General features: G+C 46.5%; 19 protein-coding genes. 7 read left to right on the forward strand and 12 right to left on the reverse strand.

The genetic code is table 11. The features are described from left to right. Positions 1-363: 363 nt before the first annotated feature. From ACNI29_RS07475 to ACNI29_RS07485, 3 genes are all read left to right on the forward strand, one after another. Positions 364-1,314: a hypothetical protein gene (locus ACNI29_RS07475; RefSeq protein WP_419781577.1), complete on the forward strand. Its 951-nt coding sequence runs from the start codon at positions 364-366 to the stop codon at positions 1,312-1,314. 221 nt (positions 1,315-1,535) lie between these two features. Further along, complete coding sequence (locus tag ACNI29_RS07480) at positions 1,536-2,879, forward strand: glutamine synthetase family protein (RefSeq protein WP_419781578.1); 1,344 nt, start codon at positions 1,536-1,538, stop codon at positions 2,877-2,879. 267 nt (positions 2,880-3,146) lie between these two features. After that, positions 3,147-4,247: a hypothetical protein gene (locus tag ACNI29_RS07485; protein WP_419781579.1), complete on the forward strand. Its 1,101-nt coding sequence runs from the start codon at positions 3,147-3,149 to the stop codon at positions 4,245-4,247. A 57-nt stretch (positions 4,248-4,304) separates the two neighbouring features. Here the strand turns inward: ACNI29_RS07485 and ACNI29_RS07490 are convergent, their stop codons facing one another. Next, complete coding sequence (locus ACNI29_RS07490) at positions 4,305-4,652, reverse strand: carboxymuconolactone decarboxylase family protein (RefSeq protein WP_419781580.1); 348 nt, start codon at positions 4,650-4,652, stop codon at positions 4,305-4,307. A gap of 101 nt (positions 4,653-4,753) precedes the next feature. On the opposite strand from ACNI29_RS07490, the gene ACNI29_RS07495 reads away from it, so the two are divergent. Beyond that, the gene (locus ACNI29_RS07495) at positions 4,754-5,620 is read left to right on the forward strand and encodes a LysR family transcriptional regulator (RefSeq protein WP_419781581.1); all 867 of its coding nucleotides are present in this window, start codon (positions 4,754-4,756) and stop codon (positions 5,618-5,620) included. On the opposite strand, the gene ACNI29_RS07500 is transcribed toward ACNI29_RS07495, so the two are convergent. From ACNI29_RS07500 to ACNI29_RS07525, 6 genes are all read right to left on the reverse strand, one after another. Then, positions 5,610-6,623, reverse strand: a complete 1,014-nt coding sequence (locus ACNI29_RS07500) for a virulence RhuM family protein (RefSeq protein WP_419781582.1) — start codon at positions 6,621-6,623, stop codon at positions 5,610-5,612. The genes ACNI29_RS07495 and ACNI29_RS07500 overlap by 11 nt on opposite strands. A 23-nt stretch (positions 6,624-6,646) precedes the next feature. Further along, positions 6,647-7,435: a tetratricopeptide repeat protein gene (locus ACNI29_RS07505; RefSeq protein ID WP_419781583.1), complete on the reverse strand. Its 789-nt coding sequence runs from the start codon at positions 7,433-7,435 to the stop codon at positions 6,647-6,649. After that, positions 7,435-9,888, reverse strand: a complete 2,454-nt coding sequence (gene gyrA, locus ACNI29_RS07510) for a DNA gyrase subunit A (protein WP_419781584.1) — start codon at positions 9,886-9,888, stop codon at positions 7,435-7,437. Before gyrA ends, ACNI29_RS07505 begins: the two co-directional genes overlap by 1 nt. Before the next feature lie 287 nt (positions 9,889-10,175). Further along, positions 10,176-12,566: a DNA topoisomerase (ATP-hydrolyzing) subunit B gene (gene gyrB / locus ACNI29_RS07515; RefSeq protein ID WP_419781585.1), complete on the reverse strand. Its 2,391-nt coding sequence runs from the start codon at positions 12,564-12,566 to the stop codon at positions 10,176-10,178. After that, a complete protein-coding gene (dnaN, locus tag ACNI29_RS07520; RefSeq protein ID WP_419781586.1) occupies positions 12,566-13,729 on the reverse strand; it encodes a DNA polymerase III subunit beta in 1,164 nt (387 codons plus the stop codon). The genes gyrB and dnaN overlap by 1 nt, the downstream gene beginning before the upstream one ends. Positions 13,730-13,863: 134 nt before the next feature. Further along, on the reverse strand, positions 13,864-15,168 hold the full coding sequence (locus ACNI29_RS07525) for a DnaA ATPase domain-containing protein (protein ID WP_419781587.1): 1,305 nt from the start codon (positions 15,166-15,168) through the stop codon (positions 13,864-13,866). Between the two features lie 345 nt (positions 15,169-15,513). Between ACNI29_RS07525 and ACNI29_RS07530 the strand changes: the two genes are divergently transcribed. After that, positions 15,514-16,689 (forward strand): homocysteine biosynthesis protein, encoded by a 1,176-nt coding sequence (locus tag ACNI29_RS07530; protein ID WP_419781588.1) that lies wholly within the window; start codon positions 15,514-15,516, stop codon positions 16,687-16,689. Positions 16,690-16,762: 73 nt separating this feature from the next. Beyond that, positions 16,763-17,641: a DMT family transporter gene (locus ACNI29_RS07535; RefSeq protein ID WP_419781589.1), complete on the forward strand. Its 879-nt coding sequence runs from the start codon at positions 16,763-16,765 to the stop codon at positions 17,639-17,641. Between the two features lie 347 nt (positions 17,642-17,988). Here ACNI29_RS07535 and ACNI29_RS07540 read toward each other — a convergent pair whose 3' ends face one another. Beyond that, positions 17,989-19,131, reverse strand: a complete 1,143-nt coding sequence (locus ACNI29_RS07540; RefSeq protein WP_419781590.1) for a geranylgeranyl reductase family protein — start codon at positions 19,129-19,131, stop codon at positions 17,989-17,991. Positions 19,132-19,242: 111 nt separating this feature from the next. Here ACNI29_RS07540 and ACNI29_RS07545 point away from each other — a divergent pair, with 111 nt between their 5' ends. Beyond that, positions 19,243-19,920 (forward strand): HAD family hydrolase, encoded by a 678-nt coding sequence (locus ACNI29_RS07545; protein WP_419781591.1) that lies wholly within the window; start codon positions 19,243-19,245, stop codon positions 19,918-19,920. 282 nt (positions 19,921-20,202) lie between these two features. Here ACNI29_RS07545 and ACNI29_RS07550 read toward each other — a convergent pair whose 3' ends face one another. The 4 genes from ACNI29_RS07550 to ftsE all read right to left on the reverse strand — a co-directional run bounded on the left by ACNI29_RS07550 (position 20,203) and on the right by ftsE (position 25,131). Next, complete coding sequence (locus ACNI29_RS07550) at positions 20,203-21,306, reverse strand: DUF362 domain-containing protein (protein WP_419781592.1); 1,104 nt, start codon at positions 21,304-21,306, stop codon at positions 20,203-20,205. 288 nt (positions 21,307-21,594) lie between these two features. Further along, a complete protein-coding gene (ilvD, locus tag ACNI29_RS07555) occupies positions 21,595-23,262 on the reverse strand; it encodes a dihydroxy-acid dehydratase (RefSeq protein ID WP_419781593.1) in 1,668 nt (555 codons plus the stop codon). 304 nt (positions 23,263-23,566) lie between these two features. Beyond that, positions 23,567-24,448, reverse strand: coding sequence for a cell division protein FtsX (locus ACNI29_RS07560; RefSeq protein ID WP_419781594.1), 882 nt, complete (start codon positions 24,446-24,448; stop codon positions 23,567-23,569). Continuing rightward, positions 24,442-25,131 carry a cell division ATP-binding protein FtsE gene (gene ftsE, locus ACNI29_RS07565; protein WP_419781595.1) on the reverse strand — a complete coding sequence of 230 codons (690 nt, stop codon included), beginning with the start codon at positions 25,129-25,131 and terminating at the stop codon, positions 24,442-24,444. The genes ACNI29_RS07560 and ftsE overlap by 7 nt, the downstream gene beginning before the upstream one ends.

Raw genomic sequence — 25,131 nt, forward strand, 5'->3', positions numbered from 1 at the left:
ATAATTAAAATTTATCGATAATATAAAATCAAATATTTATAAAAATTACAAATACTTATAAATTAACAATAATTATCATTAATTCAAGATTGCCGACTAGAGTCAATCTCCTTACCTAATCCGGCACTCGTTAACACACCTCTAAAAAACAGAATTAATACTTTGTAACAAAAATCTATTTTAACGCAGTAATCCCCCCTCTCCACAACATCATTTCTATTCCCTGTTGACCTACCTGACGATTATGGTTATCGATAACTAAAAATGTTTGTTATGCATTTAAAATATTTATTTTTTAATCGAGTAATCATGAATCAGGTCAACTTATTATCACCTGATTTAAAATATTCAGGAAGCAAAAAAATGACTGCCGAAACATTCACTCACCGCGACCTTTCCTCCATAACCGAAGTATCCGTTACCACCATCAAAAGTTACCGCAAAAAGTTTCCTGAATTCTTCTTTATTGTCGGTCACGGAAAACCGCTGCGCTTTCGCAAGGGAGCGGATAAACTTTGCCTGCGCATCAGGGATCTCTTCAATAAAAATCTATCGGTAAAGCAGATTAGAGATAAACTTCTCACAGAATTTGAATCAGTTAAAAAAGATCGTCAGCTATCGGAAAAGACAGAAAATACTCATGTTAATAGCGAAGATTTTGAAAAACTGGCTAAAACTACCGCCCAGATGATGAATGGTCTTGCCGCGCTGGTTACAGCTCAGGCGAAAGCAGAACAGCGTCTTGCTCGTATAGAAAAATCACTGAAGGAAATGATTCAGTCACAGTCTGATACACCGTCCGGAACAATCGATCTTTTACAGGAAATCAAAGCGATTCTGGACAACTCCGGTGGCCTGCAACAACCGGAAAGAGTTACAGCAAAGAAAGTTGTCACCATCAGAAAAGATGACGGTGAAACTGAATCATATTCTCTTGATGCGGACAGTTCTACTATTGAACCTGAAGAAGATTTTCTTGAACTTCCAGTAGTTATCCACTCCGAAAACGGCGAGTTTCTCGGTATGCCCGGACGTCCCGGCCAGCCCTTCACACTCGAAGAATTGGTTAACATGGTCATTGTTCACAAAGAAGAGAACTCTTCGAAAGTATGGCACAAACAAGGTAGAGACTGGGTTCTGGCTGTTAAATCACCCGAAGGACCGCTTCATGAGCTTTACTTCAGCAGAACGCATACCCCTAAAGGAAATATTGTATCATTTTTCAAACGCTTGGATATAAATTCCGTATCCCAGTCTCATACTGATATTCTTTCATTTTTCAGGGAAGTGCGGGATTTAATTGACTCCATCTAGCTGATTTTAAAATTATGCTGATACCGTTTGCATAAAGAATCCATATTCAGGTATTATCGGTTTGACATTCAATAATTCACCAACACAGAGTCTAATTATACCAAGCATTTAATTTTAGACAGTTATGTCTTTAATTTTGACATGTACACCATGCCCGTTACCGGCGCGTAATTAATTGCTCCGGTCTGGGACGAACTTCTTATTCGAGGAGGAAATTACCTGTGGCTGCGCCAATATTTAACTGCAAAAACGCTGATGATGTCTTGAAAGCTGTACGAGATTACAACATCAGCTTCGTACAATTCTGGTTTGTGGATATCCTCGGAACACTTAAAAGTTTCCAGATTACCCCCAAGGAACTGGAAGCATCCTTTGAAGAAGGTATGGGCTTTGACGGTTCATCAATTCTCGGTTTTACCAGAATCGAAGAATCGGACATGATCGCCATCCCCGACCCCACCACTTTTCAGCTCTGCTCCTGGCGCCCCACCGACCGTCCAGTAGCCCGCATGTTCTGCGACATTCAGAATCCAGACGGAACCCCGTATGAAGGCGATAGCCGCTGGGTTCTTAAAAAGACTCTCGATAAAGCTGCCGAGCGCGGTTACACCTACTACGTCGGTCCCGAGCTTGAATTCTTCCTCTTTCAGGACGAAAAAGGTACCAAGATTATCGACCGCGGCGGCTATTTTGATGCTCCCCCCCTTGATCTCGGTAACGATGTGCGTCGTGATATCATATTTGCTCTCGAGCAGATGGGTTATGATGTAGAATACAGCCACCATGAAGTAGCACCCAGCCAGCATGAAATCGACCTGCGTTATGCTGAAGGCATGCGTATGGCAGACACCGCCATGACCTACCGCGTTATCGTAAAGGAAATGGCCCGCAAACACGGTATCTACGCTACCTTCATGCCCAAGCCGATCTTTGGTGAGAACGGCTCCGGCATGCATGTGCATCAGTCCCTGTTTAAAAACGGCCGCAATGTCTTCTTTGATGCCAACGACGAATACCACCTCAGTCCGGAAGGAAAAAGCTACATAGCTGGTATTCTCAAGCATGCACCGGAAATGACCTGCATCACCAACCAGTGGGTAAATTCCTACAAACGTCTGGTTCCTGGTTATGAAGCACCGGTATATGTATCATGGGCCCGTAAAAACCGTTCAACACTAGTACGTGTACCCATGTATAAACCGGGTAAGGAAAACGCTACCAGAATGGAACTGCGCTGCCCGGACCCGGCTGCAAACCCCTACCTCTGCTTTGCAGTAATGCTGCAGGCCGGCCTCAAGGGAATCGACGAGGCTTACGAGCTACCCACTCCTATCGAAGAAAACATCTTCGCCATGGACGCACCGACACTCGCAGAGCACGGCATCACCGCACTGCCCGGCAACCTGTATGAAGCAGCTGTAGCAATGAAAAATAGTGAAGTTATCAAAGAATGCCTCGGCGATCACATTCATTCCAATCTCTACAGAAACAAAATTAAGGAATGGGACAGATACCGGACTCAGGTCACTGAATACGAAATCTCAACCTATCTGCCTGTACTCTAGGAAATATTAAGAACCCCGCCCTACTAGGGTCGGGGTTCTTTTTTGCCTCTGGTAGCCCTTTAGATGTCTACCGAAGGTCCCTTCGGGGGCACTTTCAGCGGGACCAAAGAACCCTTTTTATTACGCCCTTTCCTGATGTTACCCCCTTCAAGGCGGTACTTTTGCCAATCGGGCAAATCAGCTTTTCTGCGTATTTGTGAAAAAGGATTCTCTGGACTCTTCTAGAACTTTTAATTTGCTTCGCGGCTTTTTTTTGGTGAATATCCTATGTCTGAAATTTCAATTCTCAATCAACAGTACAAACTTGATTCTCTTGGACTGCTGCCTGATTTTTGTCTGCAGGAAATATTTAATCGCGAAGTCAGCAATGCATCAGCTGCGAAAATAATCATTCTTCTATCTGGAGAAACACAGACAAAAGTACTGCAAAATATCAATATAATTAGAGCACAAAAAATAAAAGTAATTATCGATAAGTTTTGCAAAGAAACACTTGATATTCCTTTCGCACGTTTTGAAAAAAGCTGCGAGAATTTGATGGATAGAGTGCAGGATTTGAAAGAAGCCGGCAAAATTCAGATACCTGAAATAAGCCTTGATGAATCATTTTTGAATAACACTCATGAGTTGACAAATTTCTCAGACAATCTGCCCCGTTTCAATTTTCATCACAATGACCTGCATGACCTAATATCATGGTGGAATCTGGCCGCAAAAAACATCAAATCACTTTTCGGCAAAAGGGTTCAGGCCGAAAATCTAGTTCTGGAAAGGCTGGACGATGAATTCAGCGCCAGAATATTCGCCCACGCAATTGATGATCTTCATAAAAATGAATTTGCAGATAAAGCAGAAGAATTAAGGGCGGCTGCGTTGAGTGAATATGAACTGCGCCTGAATCTGATTGAAACTTTCTTGTTGAGCTTGATTTCCAAAACGAATGAACGAGACCTTGCAACTAAACTGGGCGACTACTTTCCCAATAACGATATGAAGGATCGGCTCATCAAAAACGGCCCGCTGCTACTCATCCCCGCAGTTAAAGACGAGCTTCCTCCGGAAGATATCGCCATGAGCCTTTATAAAGTGAAACTCATGTATGAAGAATTAGGGATTGATAAAATTGATAAACTCATTAAGCCATCTAATAATCATTTTTTAACAAAAGGGTTATCGATAAGTTCATCAAATATGAACCCAGAATATGCTCGCCGCATAATCTATGCACGCAAGAAATCCACGCTGGATGAATTCAAAATAAAGCAAAAAATGATCATTGATGCTGCCACCTGCATCAGGGAAAACATCAGCACCTACGTTATGCTGGAACTGATGACCAGCTACACAGTTTATGACTTCGAAGAGTAAGCAGATGTTTTAATGCCCCCGGCAGGGCATCCCGCAAGACTGCCGGAGGCAATACAATTAATTAATCTTGCCTAACTCTTTTAGGAATCCCATGATGTGGGTAGCTTCACCGGCTGCCATTGTTCCACCTAAAGATATTGCCACCGCACAGGTTTCAAGAATCTCATCAACAGTAGCACCAAGATTGAGTGCTTCTTCGGTCTGGTAAAGCATGCAGGCCCGGCATCCGCTTACCAGTGCGCCGACCACAGCCATCAGCCTTTTTTCTTTCGCTTTAACGGTTCCGTCCTTGTATATTTCTCCATGGAACTGATCGTAAAGATCACCAACTTCAGGCATCAGATTTTTGTATGTTCCCCAGTTTTCACCAATATTATTCTTAAGTTCAAGCATTTTTTCAGCCATTTTAATATCTCCTTGTTTGTGAATTTAGCACCGTGCTTTTGGACACAATGACTAAACCACGATCATTAGACAAACTAATATATTTTATCTAAGATATAAGAATGTTTGATATATTAAACTCAGCTCAACTGACCCCGGACCTGTTGAAAACTTTCATAACTGCAGCAGATACTGGTAGTTTTACCAGAGCAGCGGCACTTATCCACCGCACTCAGGCCGCGGTCAGCATGCAGATCAAAAAACTTGAGCAAGACCTTAAATGCGTTCTTTTTCAGCGCGAAGGAAGAGGTGTAACCCTTACATCTGAAGGGGAAACACTATACCGCTACTCCTCCAAAATCCTGGACCTTCACGATGAAGCGCTCGTAGCCATGTCCGGTCCTAAATTGAATGGCGTTGTGCGCCTTGGCGCTCCTGATGATTACGCCATGAAACACCTACCCGGAATACTGAGAGAATTTGCGGTTAACCACCCGAAAGTACAGGTAGACGTTTTTTGTGATGACACGCCAAGACTGACTAAGATGCTGAATAGTGGGCAACTGGATCTGGCTATTGCAACTGATAATGTGGAAACAGAATATTCGGCACCTATGGAGCTGACATGGATTCTGCCGGAAAGGATGGAGCCTGCGCAATATGACGTTCTACCACTAGCTCTCTTTCATCCGGTCTGCTGCTACCGAGAAAATGGCTTGAAAGCACTCGATAAAGTAGGACGCAAATATCGCATTGCATACGGCAGCCCCAGTCTTGCAGGACTTCTGGCCGCCGTTCAGGGCGGATTGGCGATAGCTGCTGTTACCAAAGATACAACAGCAAAAGGATGCCGCCACGCCCGCCCTTCTGACGGACTGCCGGACATAAAATCAGTTTATATTGACCTGAGATTCCAGCCCGGGCAACGGTCTGAATTAGTGTCGGTATTCGGTGGGTTTATTGCGAAGGGGTTGGGGATTACGATCTGATGGATTTAACAAGTTCTTCGAAATCCTGTTCAGCCTCGGCTTCTGATATCTCCAGTTCTTTAGCTCTACGCTGCATGACGTATTTATCATACTCACTACTAGCGTGTATCTCTGCCTGTTTATGAGATACTTTTCCAGAATCGGACAAAACCTCCCTTTCATTGAAATCCAAGAATAGATCAGTCTGCTTAATCCAATCCTGCATATTCAAAGATTTGCGCCTTTGCGCTCGATCTTCCGCAAAATCTAAAAACATAACAACAAGACGATCCAATGCCTTAAGTTCTTCTTCAGTAAGATAGTTCTTGGAAGTGATAATATCTTTTTTCCTGACAACACTGCCCGCAAAACTTGTCAATCCCATGTTAGGTAAAGCGGAATCTGCTCTGGATTTAACAAGCTCAGCAGCAGTTTTTCCAGTGGTTGCAAAAAGCATCTTGTTTTGGATCGATTGGAAAAATACGCGCGCTGTTTTTGAACGACCATCGTAATCGGAACTTGTCTGTGAAAAGATATCTTTCACTTTTTGATAAAATCTTTTTTCAGATGCCCTGATCTCACGAATCCGCTCAATCAGTTCATCAAAATAATCAAAACCTCCCGGATTCTTGAGACGCTCATCATCCATCGTGAATCCTTTAATCATGTATTCACGAAGTCTCTCGGTTGCCCAGCGTCGAAATTGGATTCCAATATTTGAACGAACCCGGTAGCCAATAGAAATAACTACATCCAAGTTATAATGATTAGTTTCATATTTTTTCCGGTCACTTGCAGTTATTAAGAATTTCTTAATAACTGATTCAGCAATCAGCTCTTCTTCATCAAAAATGTTTTTGAGATGTTGATTAATACTTGAGACAGTCACACCAAAGAGTTCAGCCATCGCCTTCTGGCTCATCCAAACTGTCTCATCGCCAAAATGAACCTCAACTCTGATGCGCCCATCTGCTGAGTTAAAAATATCAATACCGGAATTAGGAGCTGGTAATATATCACTCATAAATTTTCATCACTCATTATTCATCAAAATCTCTTATTCAAATAATCCAGCTTATAACGAACTGCGTATGGATTCGGGTAGGTATCGACAATTGTTTCAAGCAGCGCGGCGGCTTTCTTATACTCGTGGCGGTGTTCGTAAATATCGGCGAGCATAAAGGCTGCTTCAGCCTGTATTTCTTCTGGAACTCCAGCCATTTTGATCAATTTATCCAGCTCGGATTCTGCCCTTTCCCATGCCTGAATCAGGGTCAGGGTATGAGCCATTTCGAAAAGCGCGCGGGCTTCTGTGGTCTTGTTTTCTGTTGATTTAGCTATGTCGTTATAGGTGTAGATAGCGAGATCATAATTTCTCAGCTTACGGAATGTTTCAGCCAGCAGGACACGTGTGGAATCAAGTTGTTCCTGTGGCTGATTCTGGAATTCCAAACTTTTCTCAAGGGCTTCCACAGCAGTTTTATACTGCCCGGTCCGGATATACATTTCTGCCAGCTCGCGCTTGAGCTTGGCAGCAAGCTCCGGCTTGTGTCCGAACTCAAGATACATGGCTTCAAGGATTGCAGCTCCGCGCGCACTGTCATGGCGCACCTCTGCCGCAATCTTGACCAGATAATCCCATGCTTCAAGACGATACTCGCCTTGCGGGTTATCCTGAAGGTATCTTTCGAACCCTTTTTCAGAATCGACGTAGAAGCCGCTTATAAAATTAGAGCGAGCCTTATCGATAACTTCTGATGTATTATTTTTCGTTTTATCGCACCCCTGCGCCATAAGCAGCAGGGATGCGATTATTATAATCAGGAATCTTTTCATTATGCAGATTCGTCGCCTTCAGGCTCGGATGCAAGTTCTTCAGTTGCTTCCTGAACGAGGTCAAAACCGACCACGTGGTCACCATCATCCATGCGAACAAGTCTTACACCCTGAGTAGCGCGACCGACGAGAGAAACGTCTTTAACGCCCATACGGATAATCTTGTTGCCGGAAGTGAGCAGTACCACTTCATCTTCAGGGGAAACCATGATGGAACCGAGTACTTTTCCGGTCTTGGTGGTCACCCTCATACTGATGATACCTTTTCCGCCACGGGTCTGCAGACGATGCTGTTCGATGTCGGTCCGCTTACCGTAACCGCCTTCGGAGATAGTCAGCAGCTGGACACGGTCTTCATCCCCGGTAACAACACCGGAAACAACCGCATCACCCGGGCGCAGGGCGATACCCTTAACACCGCTGGCGACACGGCCCATAGCCCTTGCATCCTGACAGCTGAAGCGGATGGAAGTACCATTTCTGGTGACCAGAACAGCCTCGGAGCTGGCGCTTACTTCTTTAACCGTAATCAGTTCATCGCCGTCCTTAAGAGCTACTGCGCGGATACCGGACTGGCGGCAATTGCGATACAAGGCGATAGAGGAACGTTTAACCATACCGTTCTTGGTTACGAACAGGAAGAAACACTCTTCTTCGAATTCGCGCATGGTCATTGCGGTAGCAATGGTCTCGTCCTTCTCAAGAGGCAGCAGGTTGGCGATATGCGCGCCACGGGCGATGCGGCTTGCTTCGGGAACCTGATGAACCTTGATTTTGAACATCTTACCCTTGGAAGTGAACAGCAGCAGGTACTGGTGGTTCGAGGTGGTCAGGAAGGTATGAATAAAGTCACCGTCCTTGGTCTGAACACCCGCGATACCTTTACCGCCGCGCTTCTGCTTCTGGTAGTTGGAAAGCGGGGTGCGCTTGATGTAACCACGTCTGGAAAGAGTGATAACCGCATCGTCATCGGGGATCAGGTCTTCGATATCGATATCATCGGGATTGTGATCCATGAGTACGGTTTTACGCTCGGTGGCGTAGTTATCTTTGATATCAACCAACTCGTCGCGGATAACGCCTTTCAGAACTTCTTCGTTATCGAGGATAGACTTGAAGTATTCAATCTTCTTGAGAATTTCTGCGTATTCTTCAAGCAGCTTTTCGTGCTCAAGGTTGGTCAGTCTCTGAAGTCTCATATCCAGAATAGCCTGAGCCTGTACTTTGGAAAGCTCGAAACGGTCCATCAGACCGACACGTGCTTCATCACCGTTCTTGGAAGCGCGGATAATTTTGACCACTTCATCGATGTTATCAAGTGCGATACGCAGACCTTCGAGAATGTGGGCCCTTTTTTCGCATTTATCGAGATCAAAGCGGGTACGGCGGATGATGACTTCACGGCGGTGTTCCAGAAATGCAGCCAAAACCTGTTTCAGGTTCATAAGCTGCGGACGGTTGCCCGAAACAGCCATCATGTTGATGCCGAAGCTCTGCTCAAGCTGGGTGAACTTGTACAGGGAATTTATGATGATGTCCGCGATTGCGCCTTTCTTGAGATCAACAACTACGCGGATACCCTTACGGTCGGATTCGTCACGCAGGTCGGAAACACCTTCGATTTTGCCTTCACCAACCAGCTGCGCGATCTTTTCGACCATGCTTGATTTGTTCAGTGCATAAGGGATCTCTGTGATGACGATGGACTGACGGCCGTTCTTTTTTTCCTCGATGTTCACAACACCGCGGATTTTAATGGAACCACGCCCGGTCATGTAAGCTTCACGAAGCCCCTTACCGCCGAAGCAAAGCGCGCCGGTGGGGAAGTCAGGCCCTTTGATGTGGCCCATAAGGTCTTCGATCTCACACTCAGGATTATCGAGCAGATGAACAGTACCGTTGATCAGCTCACCGAGGTTGTGGGGAGGAATGTTGGTAGCCATACCAACTGCAATACCGGAAGTACCGTTCAGCAGCAGGTTGGGAACCTTGGTGGGCAGGACAGAAGGTTCCTGCAGTGAGTTATCGTAGTTGTCGCGAAAATCGACAGTCTTTTTCTCTAGGTCGGCCAGAAACTCGGAACTGAGTTTGGACATCCTTGCTTCTGTGTAACGCATTGCCGCTGCGGCATCGCCGTCAATGGAACCGAAGTTACCCTGACCGTCCACAAGCGGATCGCGCATGGAAAATTCCTGCGCCATACGAACCAAAGCATCGTAAACGGCAGAATCACCATGCGGGTGATATTTACCGATTACGTCACCGACAACACGGGCTGATTTCTTGTATGACCGGTTGTAGGTGTTTCCAAGCTCGTGCATGGCGTACAGAATACGCCTGTGTACAGGCTTCAGCCCGTCCCTGACATCAGGGATCGCACGGCCTATAATAACGCTCAAGGAGTACTCAAGGTACGATTTCTTAAGCTCTTCTTCAATTGTGATTTGAGGCATGTTTTATTCTCCAAGATTTGCCTTCGGCGACCCTGCCGGGGGCCTCTCCGAGGGCTTAAACCCTTTTTGGAAAAAAGGTTTAAGAATCCCAAAAACTTTTATTAGTTTTAGTCAGTTACTAATTTAAAAGCCGTCCTTTGTACTTTTTAAAACGTGCGCAAAATTTATACTATTCACACAATTCCGAGCCACGCTGAGCGAAGCCCTGTTAAAAAGTGTTGAAGGGATGGGGTCTGTGGAAGATAAACTCTTACAAAAGTTTACCTTCCACAGCCGCCGGAGGCATCCTAAATATCTAGCTCTTGAACTGCGAGGGCATTTTTCTCAATAAATTCCCGGCGCGGTTCCACATTATCACCCATGAGATCTTCAAAGATTTCGTTGGCGGCGGTAGCATCTTCGATGGTCACCTGCAGCATGGTTCTCTTATCGGGATCCATGGTGGTTTCCCAGAGCTGTTCGGGGTTCATTTCACCAAGACCTTTGTAGCGCTGGAGGTTGATGCCTTTATAGGCCTCTTCCATAACACCATCGAGCAGCTTGAAAATTCCCCTGACTTCGGTTTTATTCTCACCGCGGGTAATTATGAAATCGATACCTTCGCACTCGTCGACGATCTTGCGGTTACGGTCATAGGTGTTGCGGAACAGCTTGGAGTTGAAGAATTCCACTGCCAGTCTGGTGCGGTGTCCGTTTTCGTTTTCAAAAACAACGTAAACGCGGGCTTCACCTTCGGTTTCTTCACGCTCAATGATGACCTTGTAGCCGGAATCTTCCATCTTGGAGATGAAGAACTGCGGATCGCTGTCAGCAAACATTTCCGGGGTCATCTTCTCGTCAAGGCTGACCAGATTTGCAAACAGGGAATCGGAAATACCCATGTTCGCGGCCTCACCGATCTTGCCCTTGATGAAACGAATGTCATCGAGCAACTCAATCAGAGATTCCTGATGGTATTCCTGACCGCATTCGGTCTTAATTGCGATATCCTTCGACACCCGCTGGATAAGCAAAGTATAAAGCTCGGAATCATCCTTGATGAATTTTTCGTATTTACCCTTGGCGATACGGTACAGCGGAGGCTGTGCGATGTAGAGATGGCCGCGTTCGATGAGTTCTTCATACTGACGGAAGAAGAAAGTCAGAAGCAGGGTACGAATGTGAGAGCCGTCGACATCCGCGTCAGTCATGATAACGACCTTGTGGTAACGCAGTTTATCGAAATCCTTCTCCCCTTCTTCCTGGCCGATGCCGATACCCATTGCGGTGATCAACGCGCGAATTTCCTTGTTACCGAGCATCTTGTCGAAACGGGTCTTCTCAACGTTCAGAATCTTACCGCGCAAAGGCAGAATAGCCTGATGCTTGGGGTTACGGCCCTGTTTTGCAGAACCGCCCGCAGAGTCACCCTCAACGATGAAGAGTTCACTTTCGCTGGGGTCTTTGGACTGGCAGTCGGCAAGTTTACCGGGCAGGGAATGGTCGGAAAGTGCTCCTTTGCGGCGCACGAGATCACGGGCTTTACGGGCCGCATCCCTTGCGCGGGCTGCATCAACAACTTTTTCGATAACGGATTTGGCGTCTTTGGGGTTCTCCTGAAAATAGGAAGACAGCTTGTCGTAAACCATACCGGACACAATGCCGACCATCTCGGAGTTACCCAGCTTGGTCTTGGTCTGCCCTTCAAACTGCGGCTCGGGAAGCTTAACACTGATGACAGCGGTAAGACCTTCACGGACATCATCACCTGAAAGCTTTATTTTAAGCTTCTTGGGCAGATCCGAATTCTGGATATATGTGTTGATGGCACGGGTAAGCGCCCCCTTAAAACCGGCCAAATGCGTTCCGCCTTCGACAGTACGGATGTTGTTGGCAAAAGTATGGGTGTTTTCTTTAAAGGCAGTATTGTACTGGATGGCCAGTTCAGTGATCACGTTGTCGGTTTCAGACTCGGCGTAAATGATGTCACTTACAGTGGTCTGCCCTTTGTTCAAATCTTCAACGAATGAAACGATACCGCCATCAGCTTTGAAGCTGGCGCTCTCATTTGTTCTTTCATCAACGAATTCAATTTCAAGGCCCTTGTTCAGGTAGGCCAGTTCACGAAAACGCTTTCTGAGAGTGTTGAAATCAAACTGGTTGGTCTCAAAAATTTCCTCATCAGGACGGAAACGGACAGTTGTACCGGTGGTCACTGCATCACCAATGCACTCCAGAGGACCCGTAGGAACCCCTCTCTCGTAACTTTGACGGTAGATCTTACCCCCGCGTCGAACTGTAGCCTCAAGATGCTCAGAGAGGGCGTTTACGCACGAAACACCAACTCCGTGCAGACCACCAGAAACTTTATAGGCATCGTTATCAAATTTACCACCGGCATGAAGCACGGTCATAACGATCTCAAGAGCCGGTTTTTTCTTTTTAGGGTGGATATCAACAGGGATTCCGCGGCCGTTATCGGATACGGTAACGCTGTTGTCCATGTGCAGGGTAACTTTGAATTTAGAGCAGTAACCGCCCATGGCTTCATCGATGGAGTTGTCGACTACCTCGTAAACAAGGTGGTGCAAACCCCTGATATCGGTGGAGCCGATATACATGGCAGGTCTTTTTCTAACCGCGGCAAGGCCCTCAAGGACCGTAATCGATTCCGCGCTGTAATCTTGATTGGGAGCCATTAAACGTCTTCCTCGCTGTAGTAAGTCTCTTCCTGAACCTTCATGGGCATGACGATTACGAGATATTCGTTGTCATCATCGCCGGTAACGCCGCAAGGCGCCTCAGCTCCGGTCAGAGTGAAATTGATGTTGTCAGACTGGAAATGCCCGAGAATCTCAATAAGGTTCTTGGTGGGGAAAGCGATGCGTTCCATTTCACCGGAGAATTGAATTTCCATGGATTCGGTCGCAGTACCGACTTCCTGCCCCTGTGAAAAAAGAACCAGCTCACCGGGATTGAACAGGAAAGATGCACAACGGTTGGAATCAGTGTTGAAAATGGAGATACGGTCCAGAGCCATGGAAAGCTCGGATTTTTCCACTTTCATATGGGAAACATCGTCATCATTGAGTTTGGACAGAAAATTCTTGTAATTCGGATACTGGTAGTAGCTCAGCGGCAGGCTGAAAGTTTCTTTGCCGTCTGCGGTTTTGAAAAAAAGACGTTTTTCACTGAGGCTCAGTTCAATCTCATCATCGGTGAGCCATTTCTTGAGTTCAGCAAGATATTTCTTCTGAATCAGGATTCCTTCTTCAGGAAGAATTGAATGAATGTCGTCATTGATGAACTTCATTCTTGCAAATTGGTGTCCGTTCAGTCCGCACACTTCGACATATTTACCATTCTCATCAGATGCGGGAATCATGTTCATGCAGGCAATGGCTTCCATGCTGTCTTCATCACTGATGCAGAAAGCAATTCTTTCAATCATCTCCAGCAGGAAATCACCAGACCAGAAAACTGCTCCTTCAGAAGGAAAATCGGAGAACTTCTGAAACCAGGTAGGATCATTCACAGGCAGCTTGTACTTCCTTGATCCTTGTTCAACAAGGATGGAAGAACCGTCAGCGTCATTTTTGATGGTCAGTTCTCCGGAAGGAAGTTTGCGGACCAGATCATAAAAGGCACGTCCCTGAACACCGGCCAGTCCCTCTTCCACAATCTCGGCAGGATATGTACCGCAGAATTCCAGATTGGAATCAGTGGACATGATGCGCAGATTTCCGGCTTCGCTTTTCAGCCAGATGGTGCGCAGATAAGCGGCTCCTGTTTTGGCGGGAATGATGCTGGCAGACTTCTGCAATCCTTCGATCACTTCATCCCTATTCACCTTTAAAAACATATATATTCTCCTTGTTTTTTTAATAAGGTCGGTTCTTATGTTTCTTTCTTAACTAAGTACTTAAAATTAAATATTTTTTTACAAACAATTCCTGTAGCATTTGAGTAACAAACCTACACTCGTTTGGAACTTTGTCAGTTTGAGACACGCAAAAGACATTTATTCTTCAAGTCTATCAACAGTCTTTTCAAAACTTTATCATCCCTCTGTAATTCTTGTATTTTTTTTACAGAATACAGAACAGTCGAGTGGTCTTTACCTCCAAAAGTCCGACCGAGGGCGGGGTAGGATATGCCTAAAAGTTCCCGGCAAAGGAACATGGCAACCTGCCTTGCGTGGGCAATTATCTTGTGCCTTTTGCTGCCTGTAAGGTCGGAAGGTTTGAGATTGAAGTGGGAGGCAACGGACTCAATCACGTATTCCGGTGTCAGAGTCTCATCTGCCTTTTCTTCCGTGTTGCTCAGGATATGTTCAAAATCCCGGTCATCCATGTTCTTGCGCACAAGTTCACGGAATGCAGAAAGTTTGATGATGATGCCCTGCAGATACCTGAAGTCCTGAAAACGCTGGGATAGCGTTAGGATCTGATCTTTGCTCAAGGGCAGTTTTTTGAGCTTGCACTGTTTCTGGATATACTTGGCCCTGATTTCGAGGTCAGGACGCTTCAGGGTGACGATCAGCCCCCATTCCAGTCTGGACTTCAGGTTCTTGTTCAAAAAGTCGTAGGAAGCCAATTTATCGGAGCAGCTGAACACCATCTGTTTTCCATGTTCATAAAAGTTGTTGAAAATAGAGATGAGTTCCTGCTGCAGGTGTTCGTATTTTTTGATCTGCTTGAGGTCGTCGAGGAAGAAGTATTCGAATTCAAAGAAATAATTCCTCGCACGCATAACATCACCGCCAAAACGAACAGAGTAGATATTCTGCACGTCATCAACGTTGCCGAGGAATATCTTCTCCCGGTCAACTTTTTTGCAGACTTCGTTGGCAATGGCTTTTAAGAGGTGGGATTTACCTGAACCGCTCTTGCCGCAGATAACAAAAGGGTTGAAGGAAACGTTATCGACACGGGCGACTTCCTTGGCTGAAGCAAGTGGAAAGTAGTTCTTCTTGCTGATCAGGAAGTTTTCAAAGGTGAAGTTGTGCCCGAAAGGGAAATCAATTTTTTTAACACTGACAGGTTGTTCCTGCACAGTCGTGCTGCTCGAACCGTTGTTGGAGTAGGATACGGAGAACCCGCTGCCCAGAAACTGGCCAAGCTGCTCTTCAAAACGGTCCTGGATACTGGATCTGAACCATTGTCCAAAAAAAGCGTGCGGGAAAGTAACTACAACTTCCCCGTTCTCTTCGGAAATGTCGATGTTAATGGGGTCAAACCAGCGGGCCAGCTCGGAATCGGAGCATGAATTTAAAAGATGGTTTCTAAGTGCTTCTTTCACGTGAATAATATATTTTTTTGGGGTGTTTTAAGTTATTAAAATAAAAGGGAAAAAAAACTAAAAAAAATGATAAATCCTCAACCCCTACAACCACACGTTCTTATACATTATTATATAGCTTAAGCCAAGGCATATTCGCCCTTAAAACGTTTTTAAACTTTGAAATAATATCTACCCCTTTAAAAAAATAAAATTGCAATCAGAGGCTATTTAAGCCACAATCTTTGCTCGTCTGACATTATCATCAAAATTGCCATGGGCTGTTCAGCCCGGAATATTAGTTTTGAACGTATTGTGGAAACTTTGGTCAGACATCTCATCAAATTCCAACCGGAGTCTTTTCAAATGGCCACTACCTTTGAAGTCACCAAGACAATCAGTGAAATCAACGAACGTATCAAGAAAGGTAAGGCTGTTGTCGTCAATGCTGAAGAAATGGTCGATATTGTCCGTTCCAAAGGCAAAGTTGAAGCAGCCAAAGAGATAGATGTAGTCACCACCGGGACTTTCTCTCCCATGTGCTCTTCTGGAATGTTTTTCAATATCGGGCAGGTTCCGCCGCTAATTAAGACTTCTCAGGTCTGGCTGAACAATGTTCCCGCTTATGCTGGTGTTGCTGCCGTTGATTCCTACATCGGTGTAACCGAGCCTTCCGCGGACGATCCCTTGAACAAAGTCCATCCGGGGCGTTTCACTTATGGCGGCGGACATGTAATCGAAGATCTCATTGCCGGAAAAACTGTACGACTGAAAGCCAAAGCTTACGGAACAGACTGTTACCCGCGCCGTGAAATCGAAAAAGATGTTTCCCTCAAGGATCTTAAAGACGTAACCATTCTGAACCCGCGCAACTGTTATCAGAACTACAATGCCGCTGTGAACATGACCAGCAGGACCGTTTACACCTACATGGGACCGCTCAAACCCAACCAGCGCAATGTTAACTTTGCCACTGCCGGGCAGCTTTCTCCTTTGTTCAATGATCCCTACCTGCGGACTATCGGTATGGGTACACGTATATTCCTTGCCGGGGCCAAAGGATATGTCATCGGCGCGGGAACACAGCATGTTAAGAGCCCGCAGCGTAACGAACGCGGTATTCCGCTTACCCCGTCCGGAACACTCATGCTCAAATCCAGCAATGTTGAGGAAATGGATTCCCGCTACTTCCGAGGTCTTAGTTTCCCCGGATACGGCTGCACGGCATCAATTGGTGTCGGCATACCCATTCCTATCCTCAACGAGGAAATAGCATGGTTTACCGGCGTCTCAGATGCCGATATTCAGATGCCGGTTAAAGATTACGGGTATGATTACCCCAACGGAGTCGGAAATATCCTCGCCCATGTTACCCTTGAAGAGCTTAAGTCCGGTTCTATCAACCTGAATGGTAAGGATATCCCCACCGTTCCGTTGACAAGCCATTCCATATCTCTGGAAATTGCTGATAAGCTCAAGGATTGGATCCAGAAGGGTGATTTCCTGCTGACCGAACCTGTAGAAGAGATTGAATCTGAATAAAAGTTTTAAATAACTGAGTCTTATTAATCCGGCAGAATTAATTTTCTGCCGGATTTTTTTGAAAAGGGATCTTATGAACACCAAGAGTCTGAAAGCTGATATTTTACTGCTCATCACCGCAATTATCTGGGGTGCTGCATTTGTAGCCCAGAGGGTGGGTATGGATTTTATGGGACCGCTCACTTTCAACGCGGTTCGTTTTGCTCTCGGTGCTGCCGCACTGATCCCGCTTATTCACCGCATTGACCGTGAAAAGAAGAAAGACGGTACTTATCAGGAAGTTGATAAGAAAAGTTTTATTAAGGGCAGTCTGATCGCAGGCGGGGCGCTTTTCATGGGGGCAACTTTTCAGCAGTGGGGATTAGTTTATACTACTGCTGGAAACGCAGGATTTATCACCGGGTTGTATGTGGTTTTTGTTCCTATCATGGGTCTCTTTTTCAAGCAGAAGACCGGTCTTCCTACATGGATAGGGGCGGTTCTGGCCGTAATCGGTATGTATTTGCTTTCGGTTAACGAAGGTTTTCATATCGAGATGGGAGACATGTTGGTCCTGATTTGTGCGGTATTCTTTGCCGGGCATGTTGTTGTTATTTCGTTGCTGGCCAGTAAGGTTGATCCGGTCAAGTTTGCGGCCGGCCAGTTTGTGGCCTGTTCCACATTCAGCTTTATCGGGGCTTTTGCTTTTGAGACCATGACTTTCTCAGGAATATGGGATGGAATTGTGCCCATTCTTTACGGCGGGCTTATGTCTGTCGGGGTTGCCTATACTTTACAAGTCGTTGCGCAGCAGGAAGCAAAGCCTGCCCATGCCGCAATTATCCTCAGTCTTGAGTCTGTGTTTGCTGCATTTGCCGGGTGGTTGCTGCTCGGAGAAATCCTTACAACCCAAGGATTGATAGGTTGTGGATTGATGCTTTGCGGTATGTTGTTGTCGCAGATAAAGTCTTGATTGCCTCCGGCGGCTGGGGAAGGGGAGAAACCCTTTTGCTAACGCCCAAAAGGGTTTCTCCCCTTCCCCAGACCCCATCCCCTCTTCCCAAAAGACGTTTTAGTTATGCTTCGCATGTATCTTTTAGAATTTGAGCATAAAATTACCCCCGCAATATCTTGAAAATATTGCGGGGGTTTGTGTTTGTAATATCTTTAAATCTAACCGGCGAAGCCATATAAAAAAAGTTTGGGATTTTTGCATTAGCCCTTAGGCGAGCGGGCTTACGCGAGTCTTAGGGATAACGACAGTGCAACAAACCCTTTTCAAAGGGTTTAAAGCCCCCGGCAGGGTCGCCGAAGGCAGTATTAATCCCATTCTTTCTTCAATAAAAACTTGTATGACCTGATCCCGTGCACCATGTCGGCCAGAATTCTGGGCATGGATTTGAACATCATTTTGAATGACATGTGCTTTAAGAGCGGCTGGGAATAGAACAGTGTCCAGCGCAGGTAGTTGGAATAACGAAATTCGGGGAAAACGTATTTGTTCAACCGTTCGAGGTAGAGTTTATTCGGGGATTTGTTTTCGGTTATTCCCTTGGCGATTGATTCAGCTGCATAACGTCCGGTCTGCAGGGCGTAGAAGATTCCCTCACCGAAGAGCGGTTCCACCAGTCCGGCAGCATCCCCGGCGAGCAGAGTGCGCCCGAAACAGGGATTCTCCATGAAGTTTCCATAAGGCAGAGGATAGCCTTGTAGATGAAGGGATTCGGGATCTGCGATGCCCTGATTGCGCAAGAAATTCATGTAGGTTTTCTTGAAGTCTTTGGTGCAGCGTTTAAGTGCACCTATTCCGGTAACTACTTTTCCATTGGCCGGGAAAACCCAGATATATCCGGCTCTGAGATGGCCGATGTAGAGTTCGGGTTTGGTGACTTTGCGCGGGAAATCCTTTTCATCGAAAATGATTTCAATGGTTGCGGCCATATCCCCACGCCATTTGCTTTTATCGTAGGGTACAGATCCGCGGATTGTGGAATGAACACCGTCTGCACCTATCAGGTATTTTCCTTTGAAAATGCGGTTAGATGCGGTTTTAATTTCAGCATCCTGATAGTTGCAGTGCGTGATTTTTTCACCAGTGAAAATGTGGGCTCCGGCATTTGCGGCTTTTTGCAGAAGGAAGTAATCAAAATCCACCCGGTCCACGAAACGGAAAGGTATTGTGGATTGAGCATCGCGGATATTGTAGTCGCGGTAGTTGATGGAGTATTCGGGTGATTCAAAATTGATGATACCTTTTTCTTTGAGGCAATCAACATCACAATCGAATATTTTGTTCAATACTTCTGTAGCCTTGTAGGTCAAGAGACCACCGCAGAGTTTCTTTCTCGGAAACTCGGATTTATCTATCAGGGCTACCTTGAAACCTTTACCAGCGAGGATGCAGGCGGCTGTTGATCCTGTAGGACCCGCACCTGCAATAATTACATCAAATTTACCGGACACATTGACTCCTGAAAAACTGTTCTCAACCGGAATATCTGCTTGATTAAGTTGTGAATTTATATCCTCAGATTAGCACTTGGGCAAGCAAGACCGTACAAAACTTAGCGGAATATGAAAAAAATAGAAGCAATTGTATTTGATTTTGACGGAACTTTAGCAGAGTTGACTATTGATTTCGATGAAATGAAAAAAAGGCTGAAGGCTTTAGGCAGGGCATTTTTAGATCCATTGCCGGAGAAGAATGATATCCCGGCCCTCGAGTGGGTTGATTTCATTTCCAATTGTCTCGCTGAAGATGACCCTGATCTGGGTAAGGAATTCCATACCCGTTGTCGTTTTTTGATTATTACTATGGAAGTGGAAGCAGCCCGCCAAGGCAAGCTTTTTCCGTTCACCTGTGAAATTTTATCCAGCTTGCGCAACTCGGGCATCAAGACCGGAATCATCACCCGTAACACAGCCTCGGCAGTGCGTGAGCTGGTCCCTGAGATTGAGAATATTTCCGGCTGTTTTCTTTCCCGCGAAGATGTTCAAAATGTAAAGCCGCACCCGGAGCATCTGTTTAAAGCCCTTGATGTTATCGGCGTTGATCCGGCGAACACACTTATGGTCGGTGACCATCCTATGGATATTGAAACCGGCAAGCGGGCAGGGTCCATGACAGCAGGAGTTGCTACAGGCCGGATGTCTGTTGAAGAACTCAAGGAAGCAGACCCTGACTTTGTTGCTGCTAATTGTGCGGAACTGATGCAAATGCTTGAAAAAGAAGGTTTAATTACGAACAAATAGTAGCCCATAATTGTTCAAAAATACGCTGGCGGTATATCTGCATGAAGATATACCGCCATTTTTTGTTGGTTCATTAAAATTTATGGAGAAGTGCGGTTAAATACAGCTCGAAAAAAGGGAATGAATTACTAGGTATCTTTTGTGCCTAATTAGCTTAAGTATATTAAAATAAAGTACTAATTTTGAACAAATAGTAGGTGTATATTGTTCAAAACAGAAAAGGCCGCAATATCATAAAGATACTACGGCCTTTGTTATGAACAATATTTGAGCTGGATATTTTTAAATAGTAACCAGCTTGTAGTTCCGGGAACCGAGTCCGATTTCTTCGGCAAATTTGAGGCCGAAGGAATCAGGAGTGTCAGGTGTGAGAGCTTTGAATTTGTCATCACCCTTACTGAGTCCATCAGGCAGGCGGCTGGGGTAGAGCGGCGGAGCTGAATTGATCATATCAAGGGAAGCCTGGTCTACAGCTACCGGATCGGAAGAAATCATGACGCCTAGATCGGGACAGATGGGTGCATCACTGTAACCGTGGCAATCACAGTCCGGGGTGATGTTCATAAGAAAGTTTATGTGCATAGCCGGGCGTTTCAAACGGTCAAGAATTGCCTTATTGTATTCAATGAGACGTTTGGTGAATATATCAACATCGCTTTTCCAATCGATGGAAATCGCTCCGTATCGACAGGATAGAAAACAGCGACCACATCCGCTGCATTTTCCAGCCATCAAAATTTTACCTTCATCGTCGATGTCGAGTGCCTTTGCCGCGCACTCGGTGATACAGACTCCACATCCGGTACATTTTTCAGGATGCAGGTGCGGAGCAGTTGATACATGCACGTGCATTTTACCTCTTTTGGAAGCGCAGCCCATGCCGATATTTTTAATTGCTCCACCGTATCCAGCCAATCCATGACCTTTAACATGGTTAAGAGTAACCATCATGTCGGTTTCCATGAACATGCCACCAACGTAGGCCTCAGAAATATATTTACCGTTATATGGGATGGTTGTTTCGTATTCCCCCCGCAGGCCATCCGCAAACATTACCGGAGCACCAACTATGTTGGGATCATATCCATGGCGCGCAGCCAGCAGCCCGTGGGAAACAGATTCACCGCGATCACCTACGTAAAGAGTACTGGTATCGGTGAAAAAAGGTTTAGCGCCTGCTTTTTTCAGGAAATCAACAATGGGACGCAGGTTTAGCGCGTTGAGATAGCCGGTATTTCCGCTTTCGCCGAAATGGACTTTGAGGGCCACGAGGTTACCGGGATCAATGATAGCATTTAGGCCGGACTGCTTGAGCAGTTTTTTCATTTTCAAGGCATGCGGAGATTTGCGTGTGGTACGCAGATTCCAGAAATATACTTTAGACATTCTACTTCCCCTTTTTTATGCGAACGGATGTGAAAAGCACTTCCCTGACTGGCTTTTGCGGGCTTAAGTTATAGCCTGCTTTGAGGATTGTCTATTTTATTTATGCCTGAGGGGGGCGGCAGGGAAAAACAAAAACCGCAATATCTAATTAAGATAATGCGGTGTCAGTGTTGCTGATTGCTCAGTAAATCTAAGCGCGAAGCGAATTGAAAGGTTTTGAAAGGGATGGGGTCTGGGGAAGGGAAAACTTTTGCAAAAGTTTTCCCTTCCCCAGCCGCCGGAGGCAATTTATTTCTTATAAATAGCACCGGTAGATGCTGAAGTTACGTTCTGGCTGTAGCGCTTGAGGAACGCGGAAGGCATTTCTTTTTCAATGGGCTTGAATTCAGCACGCCGTTTTTCGAACTCTGCTTCATCAAGTTTAACATTGATAGAGCGGCCGGGGATGTCAATTTCAATAACATCGCCGGTCTGAACCAGTCCGATAGCACCGCCGGAAGCGGCTTCCGGTGAAACATGTCCGATAGCAGCACCACGGGTTCCGCCGGAGAAACGTCCGTCGGTGATTAGAGCTACGTCTGCGCCGAGTCCCATACCTGCAATGGCCGAGGTGGGGGTCAGCATTTCACGCATGCCGGGACCGCCTTTGGGGCCTTCATAAAGAATAACCACGGCGTCACCTTTTACAATCTGTTTGCCGAGGATTGCTTCAACAGCTTCTTCTTCAGAGTTGAAAACTTTGGCGTTGCAGGTGCGTTTCATCATTTCAGGTGCCACAGCGGACTGCTTAACTACGCAGCCGTCTTCAGCAATGTTACCGAAAAGGACAGCGATTCCGCCTTCGTTGGAGTAGGGATTATCAATCGGACGCACTATGTTGTGGTCGGTGATTCCGGCATTCAGTTCCTTGAGGTTTTCACCAACGGTTTTTCCGGTAACGGTCAGCGGATCAAGTTCAATACGACCGGACTTGGAAAGTTCAGCCATAACGCCCTGAATACCGCCCGCAGTGTTCAGGTCTTCAATGTGATCGGGACCGGCCGGGGAAAGTTTGCAGAGATTTGGAGTGTTGCGGCTGATTTTGTCGAATACGGTCAGATCAAGATTCAGACCTGCTTCGTTGAAGATAGCGGGCAGGTGCAGCACGGTGTTGGTGGAGCAACCGAGTGCCATGTCCATGGTTACCGCGTTCTTGAGGCTTTTTTCGGTAACGATGTCGCGCGGTTTAATGTCCTTTTCAAGCAGGGTCATGATCTGTTGTCCGGCAGCTTTGGCAAGGCGGGTCCGGTCGGCGAGAACAGCGGGGATGGTACCGTTGCCGGGCAGTGCCAGACCGATTGTTTCGGAAAGACAGTTCATGGAGTTAGCGGTAAACATGCCGGAGCAGGAACCGCAGGTGGGGCATGCGCTCTGTTCAAGTACGGAAAGTTCGTCTTCATTCATGTTACCGGTCTTAACCTGACCAACACCTTCGAATACGGTGATCAGGTCGACCTTTTTACCATCCTTGCGTCCTGCGAGCATGGGACCGCCGCTGATAACGATGGTAGGGATGTTCAGGCGAAGGGCAGCCATGAGCATACCGGGTACGATTTTGTCACAGTTGGGAACCAGCACCAGAGCGTCAAAAGGATGGGCGGTAGCCATGATCTCGATGGAATCGGCAATGATTTCACGGCTGGGCAGGGAGTAGCGCATGCCGGCGTGGTTCATGGCCAGACCGTCACAGACACCGATGGCCGGAAATTCCATGGGCACACCCCCGGCAAGACGGACGCCGTCTTTAACCGCACGGGTGATGTTGTGCAGGTGCACGTGACCGGGAATAATCTCATTGGCTGCGTTACAGATACCGATCAGCGGACGGTTGATCTCGTCCTTGGACATGCCCAGTGCGTAAAGCAGGGAACGATGCGGGGCCTTTTCCAGCCCTCCGGTCATTTTTTTACTTCTCATAGTGGTTCTCTCCTGACTGGGATGCCTCCGGCGGCTCTTCGAGGACCCTGCCGGGGGCCTTAAACCCTTTTGGAAAAGGGTTTAAGAATCCCAAAACTTTTTATTAAGCTGTCGCTATGTGTCTTTTAGACAGCTGGTTAGTATGAAAAATTTCCTTTTATTCAGGAATGGCCTTTTGGGGATTAAAATGCAGGATTATGCCAATAGACAGCGAAGCCCTGATAAAAGTTTTTGAAGAGTCCAGAGAAACTTTTTCCAAAAAGTTTCTCTGGTCCCCGAAGGGCTTCCGGAGGCAAAATAAAATTTAATTCTTAACAGCCACAAAACTGCTCAGCATTCCGATCAGGGTGACGGTTCCTGCTAGTATCAGGCATTGTTCCGTGGGCAGGAAGGTCAGTTTCATGAATAGCGGCGGAAAGTTCAGGATATCTGCGAAAAATTGCTGGGCAGCGTAAAGGATACCAAGGGCGATAGAACTTCCGGCAAGTCCGAGCAGTGCCCCTCCGGTTAAGAGCGGAAGGCGGATAAACCATTGCTTGGCACCCACGAGGTAGAGGATTTCGATTTCATCCTTACGGGTCATGAGCGAAAGGCGCATGGTGTTACCGACAACCAGTGCGACTACCAGTCCGAGAAAGCCTATGATGGGCCAGACTATGGATTTTGTGAGGCTGATCCAGCCCCTGGCAAGGTCAATCTGCAGGGGATTGTAATGCACCTTGTCCACAAAGGGAAGTGCTTTAAGGTCATGCAGCAAATCTGCGGCCCAACGTTCATTTTTCATGCCCGGTTCTACTGAAAAAGAGAGCAGGGCGGTGGGCGGCAGGGGATTGCGTTCTTTACCAAGCCATGAAAAATCGTCCGTATCACTCAGGGCAGCGGAAAGCTGCTTGAGAGCATTTTCGGGTGTGAAGGTGCGTATATCTTTTAAACCTTCAATATTTTGCAGGTCGGCCCACTGTTTTTCATAATTTTCAGCAGGGGTATTGGCTGACCAGAAGACCTGTATTTCTACCTGACCTTTACTCTTGAGCAATTCCTGATTGACGTTGTGCATTGTAATCATGAATAAACCGGCCATAACGGAAACCATGGTAACAGCAACCAAAGTGAAAATATTGGCCCAAGGGTGTAAACCCATATCACGGATACCACGTCCGATAAGCCTGAAGAAAAGTGCTAACATGGGCAAAGCTCCGAGGTAAGATACTCCGGCGGTTCGCTGAGCTGGCCGTCTTCAAGATGAATAATTCTGGCATCCGGCACACAGCGCAGGATTTCTCGGCTGTGTGTTGCCATGACCACCGTGGTTCCATGGGTGTGGAATTGTTTAAAAACGTCCATCAGGTGCATGGACAGTTCGAAGTCGAGGTTTCCGGTGGGTTCGTCAGCGATGATCAGTTTGGGGTTGACCACCATGGCCCGGGCGATTGCCACGCGTTGCTGTTCGCCGCCGGAAAGGCTGCCGCATTTGGAATAACTTTTCTTCTCAAGTCCAAGGGCGCGGATTATAGCCCGGACCCTTTTATCTACAACTGATTTAGGCATGCTGCGTACGGTCAGAGCCAGAGATACATTTTCGTAAACAGAGCGGTTGGGCAGGATTTTGAAATCCTGAAAAACAACGCCGAGTTCACGGCGCAGCATGGGAATCTGTCCGCGTTTGATATTGTGCAGGTTATACCCGGCAACAGATGCCTGACCTCGGGTGAGCGGCAGTGCTCCGTAAAGAAGGCGCATGAGAGTTGTCTTCCCGGCACCGGAATGTCCGGTCAGGAATATGAATTCTCCCTTTTGGATGTGCAGGGAAATATCTTTTAAAGCCCAGTTTGCGCCGAAATTGTATGAAAGCCGGTTAATCCGGATCAT

It is taken from the genome of Maridesulfovibrio spiralis (SeqCode), assembly GCF_048571135.1.
Taxonomy (GTDB): domain Bacteria; phylum Desulfobacterota; class Desulfovibrionia; order Desulfovibrionales; family Desulfovibrionaceae; genus Maridesulfovibrio; species Maridesulfovibrio spiralis.

Excerpts from the sequence above, each read along its gene's own strand:
- ACNI29_RS07535 (WP_419781589.1), top strand. The coding sequence starts at position 16,763 with ATGAACACCAAGAGTCTGAAAGCTGATATTTTACTGCTCATCACCGCA.
- ACNI29_RS07545 (WP_419781591.1), top strand. The coding sequence starts at position 19,243 with ATGAAAAAAATAGAAGCAATTGTATTTGATTTTGACGGAACTTTAGCA.
- ACNI29_RS07505 (WP_419781583.1), bottom strand. The coding sequence starts at position 7,435 with ATGAAAAGATTCCTGATTATAATAATCGCATCCCTGCTGCTTATGGCG.
- ftsE (WP_419781595.1), bottom strand. The coding sequence starts at position 25,131 with ATGATCCGGATTAACCGGCTTTCATACAATTTCGGCGCAAACTGGGCT.
- ACNI29_RS07485 (WP_419781579.1), top strand. The coding sequence starts at position 3,147 with ATGTCTGAAATTTCAATTCTCAATCAACAGTACAAACTTGATTCTCTT.
- ACNI29_RS07500 (WP_419781582.1), bottom strand. The coding sequence starts at position 6,623 with ATGAGTGATATATTACCAGCTCCTAATTCCGGTATTGATATTTTTAAC.
- gyrA (WP_419781584.1), bottom strand. The coding sequence starts at position 9,888 with ATGCCTCAAATCACAATTGAAGAAGAGCTTAAGAAATCGTACCTTGAG.
- ACNI29_RS07475 (WP_419781577.1), top strand. The coding sequence starts at position 364 with ATGACTGCCGAAACATTCACTCACCGCGACCTTTCCTCCATAACCGAA.
- ACNI29_RS07495 (WP_419781581.1), top strand. The coding sequence starts at position 4,754 with ATGTTTGATATATTAAACTCAGCTCAACTGACCCCGGACCTGTTGAAA.
- gyrB (WP_419781585.1), bottom strand. The coding sequence starts at position 12,566 with ATGGCTCCCAATCAAGATTACAGCGCGGAATCGATTACGGTCCTTGAG.
- dnaN (WP_419781586.1), bottom strand. The coding sequence starts at position 13,729 with ATGTTTTTAAAGGTGAATAGGGATGAAGTGATCGAAGGATTGCAGAAG.
- ACNI29_RS07530 (WP_419781588.1), top strand. The coding sequence starts at position 15,514 with ATGGCCACTACCTTTGAAGTCACCAAGACAATCAGTGAAATCAACGAA.
- ilvD (WP_419781593.1), bottom strand. The coding sequence starts at position 23,262 with ATGAGAAGTAAAAAAATGACCGGAGGGCTGGAAAAGGCCCCGCATCGT.
- ACNI29_RS07550 (WP_419781592.1), bottom strand. The coding sequence starts at position 21,306 with ATGTCTAAAGTATATTTCTGGAATCTGCGTACCACACGCAAATCTCCG.
- ACNI29_RS07490 (WP_419781580.1), bottom strand. The coding sequence starts at position 4,652 with ATGGCTGAAAAAATGCTTGAACTTAAGAATAATATTGGTGAAAACTGG.
- ACNI29_RS07560 (WP_419781594.1), bottom strand. The coding sequence starts at position 24,448 with ATGTTAGCACTTTTCTTCAGGCTTATCGGACGTGGTATCCGTGATATG.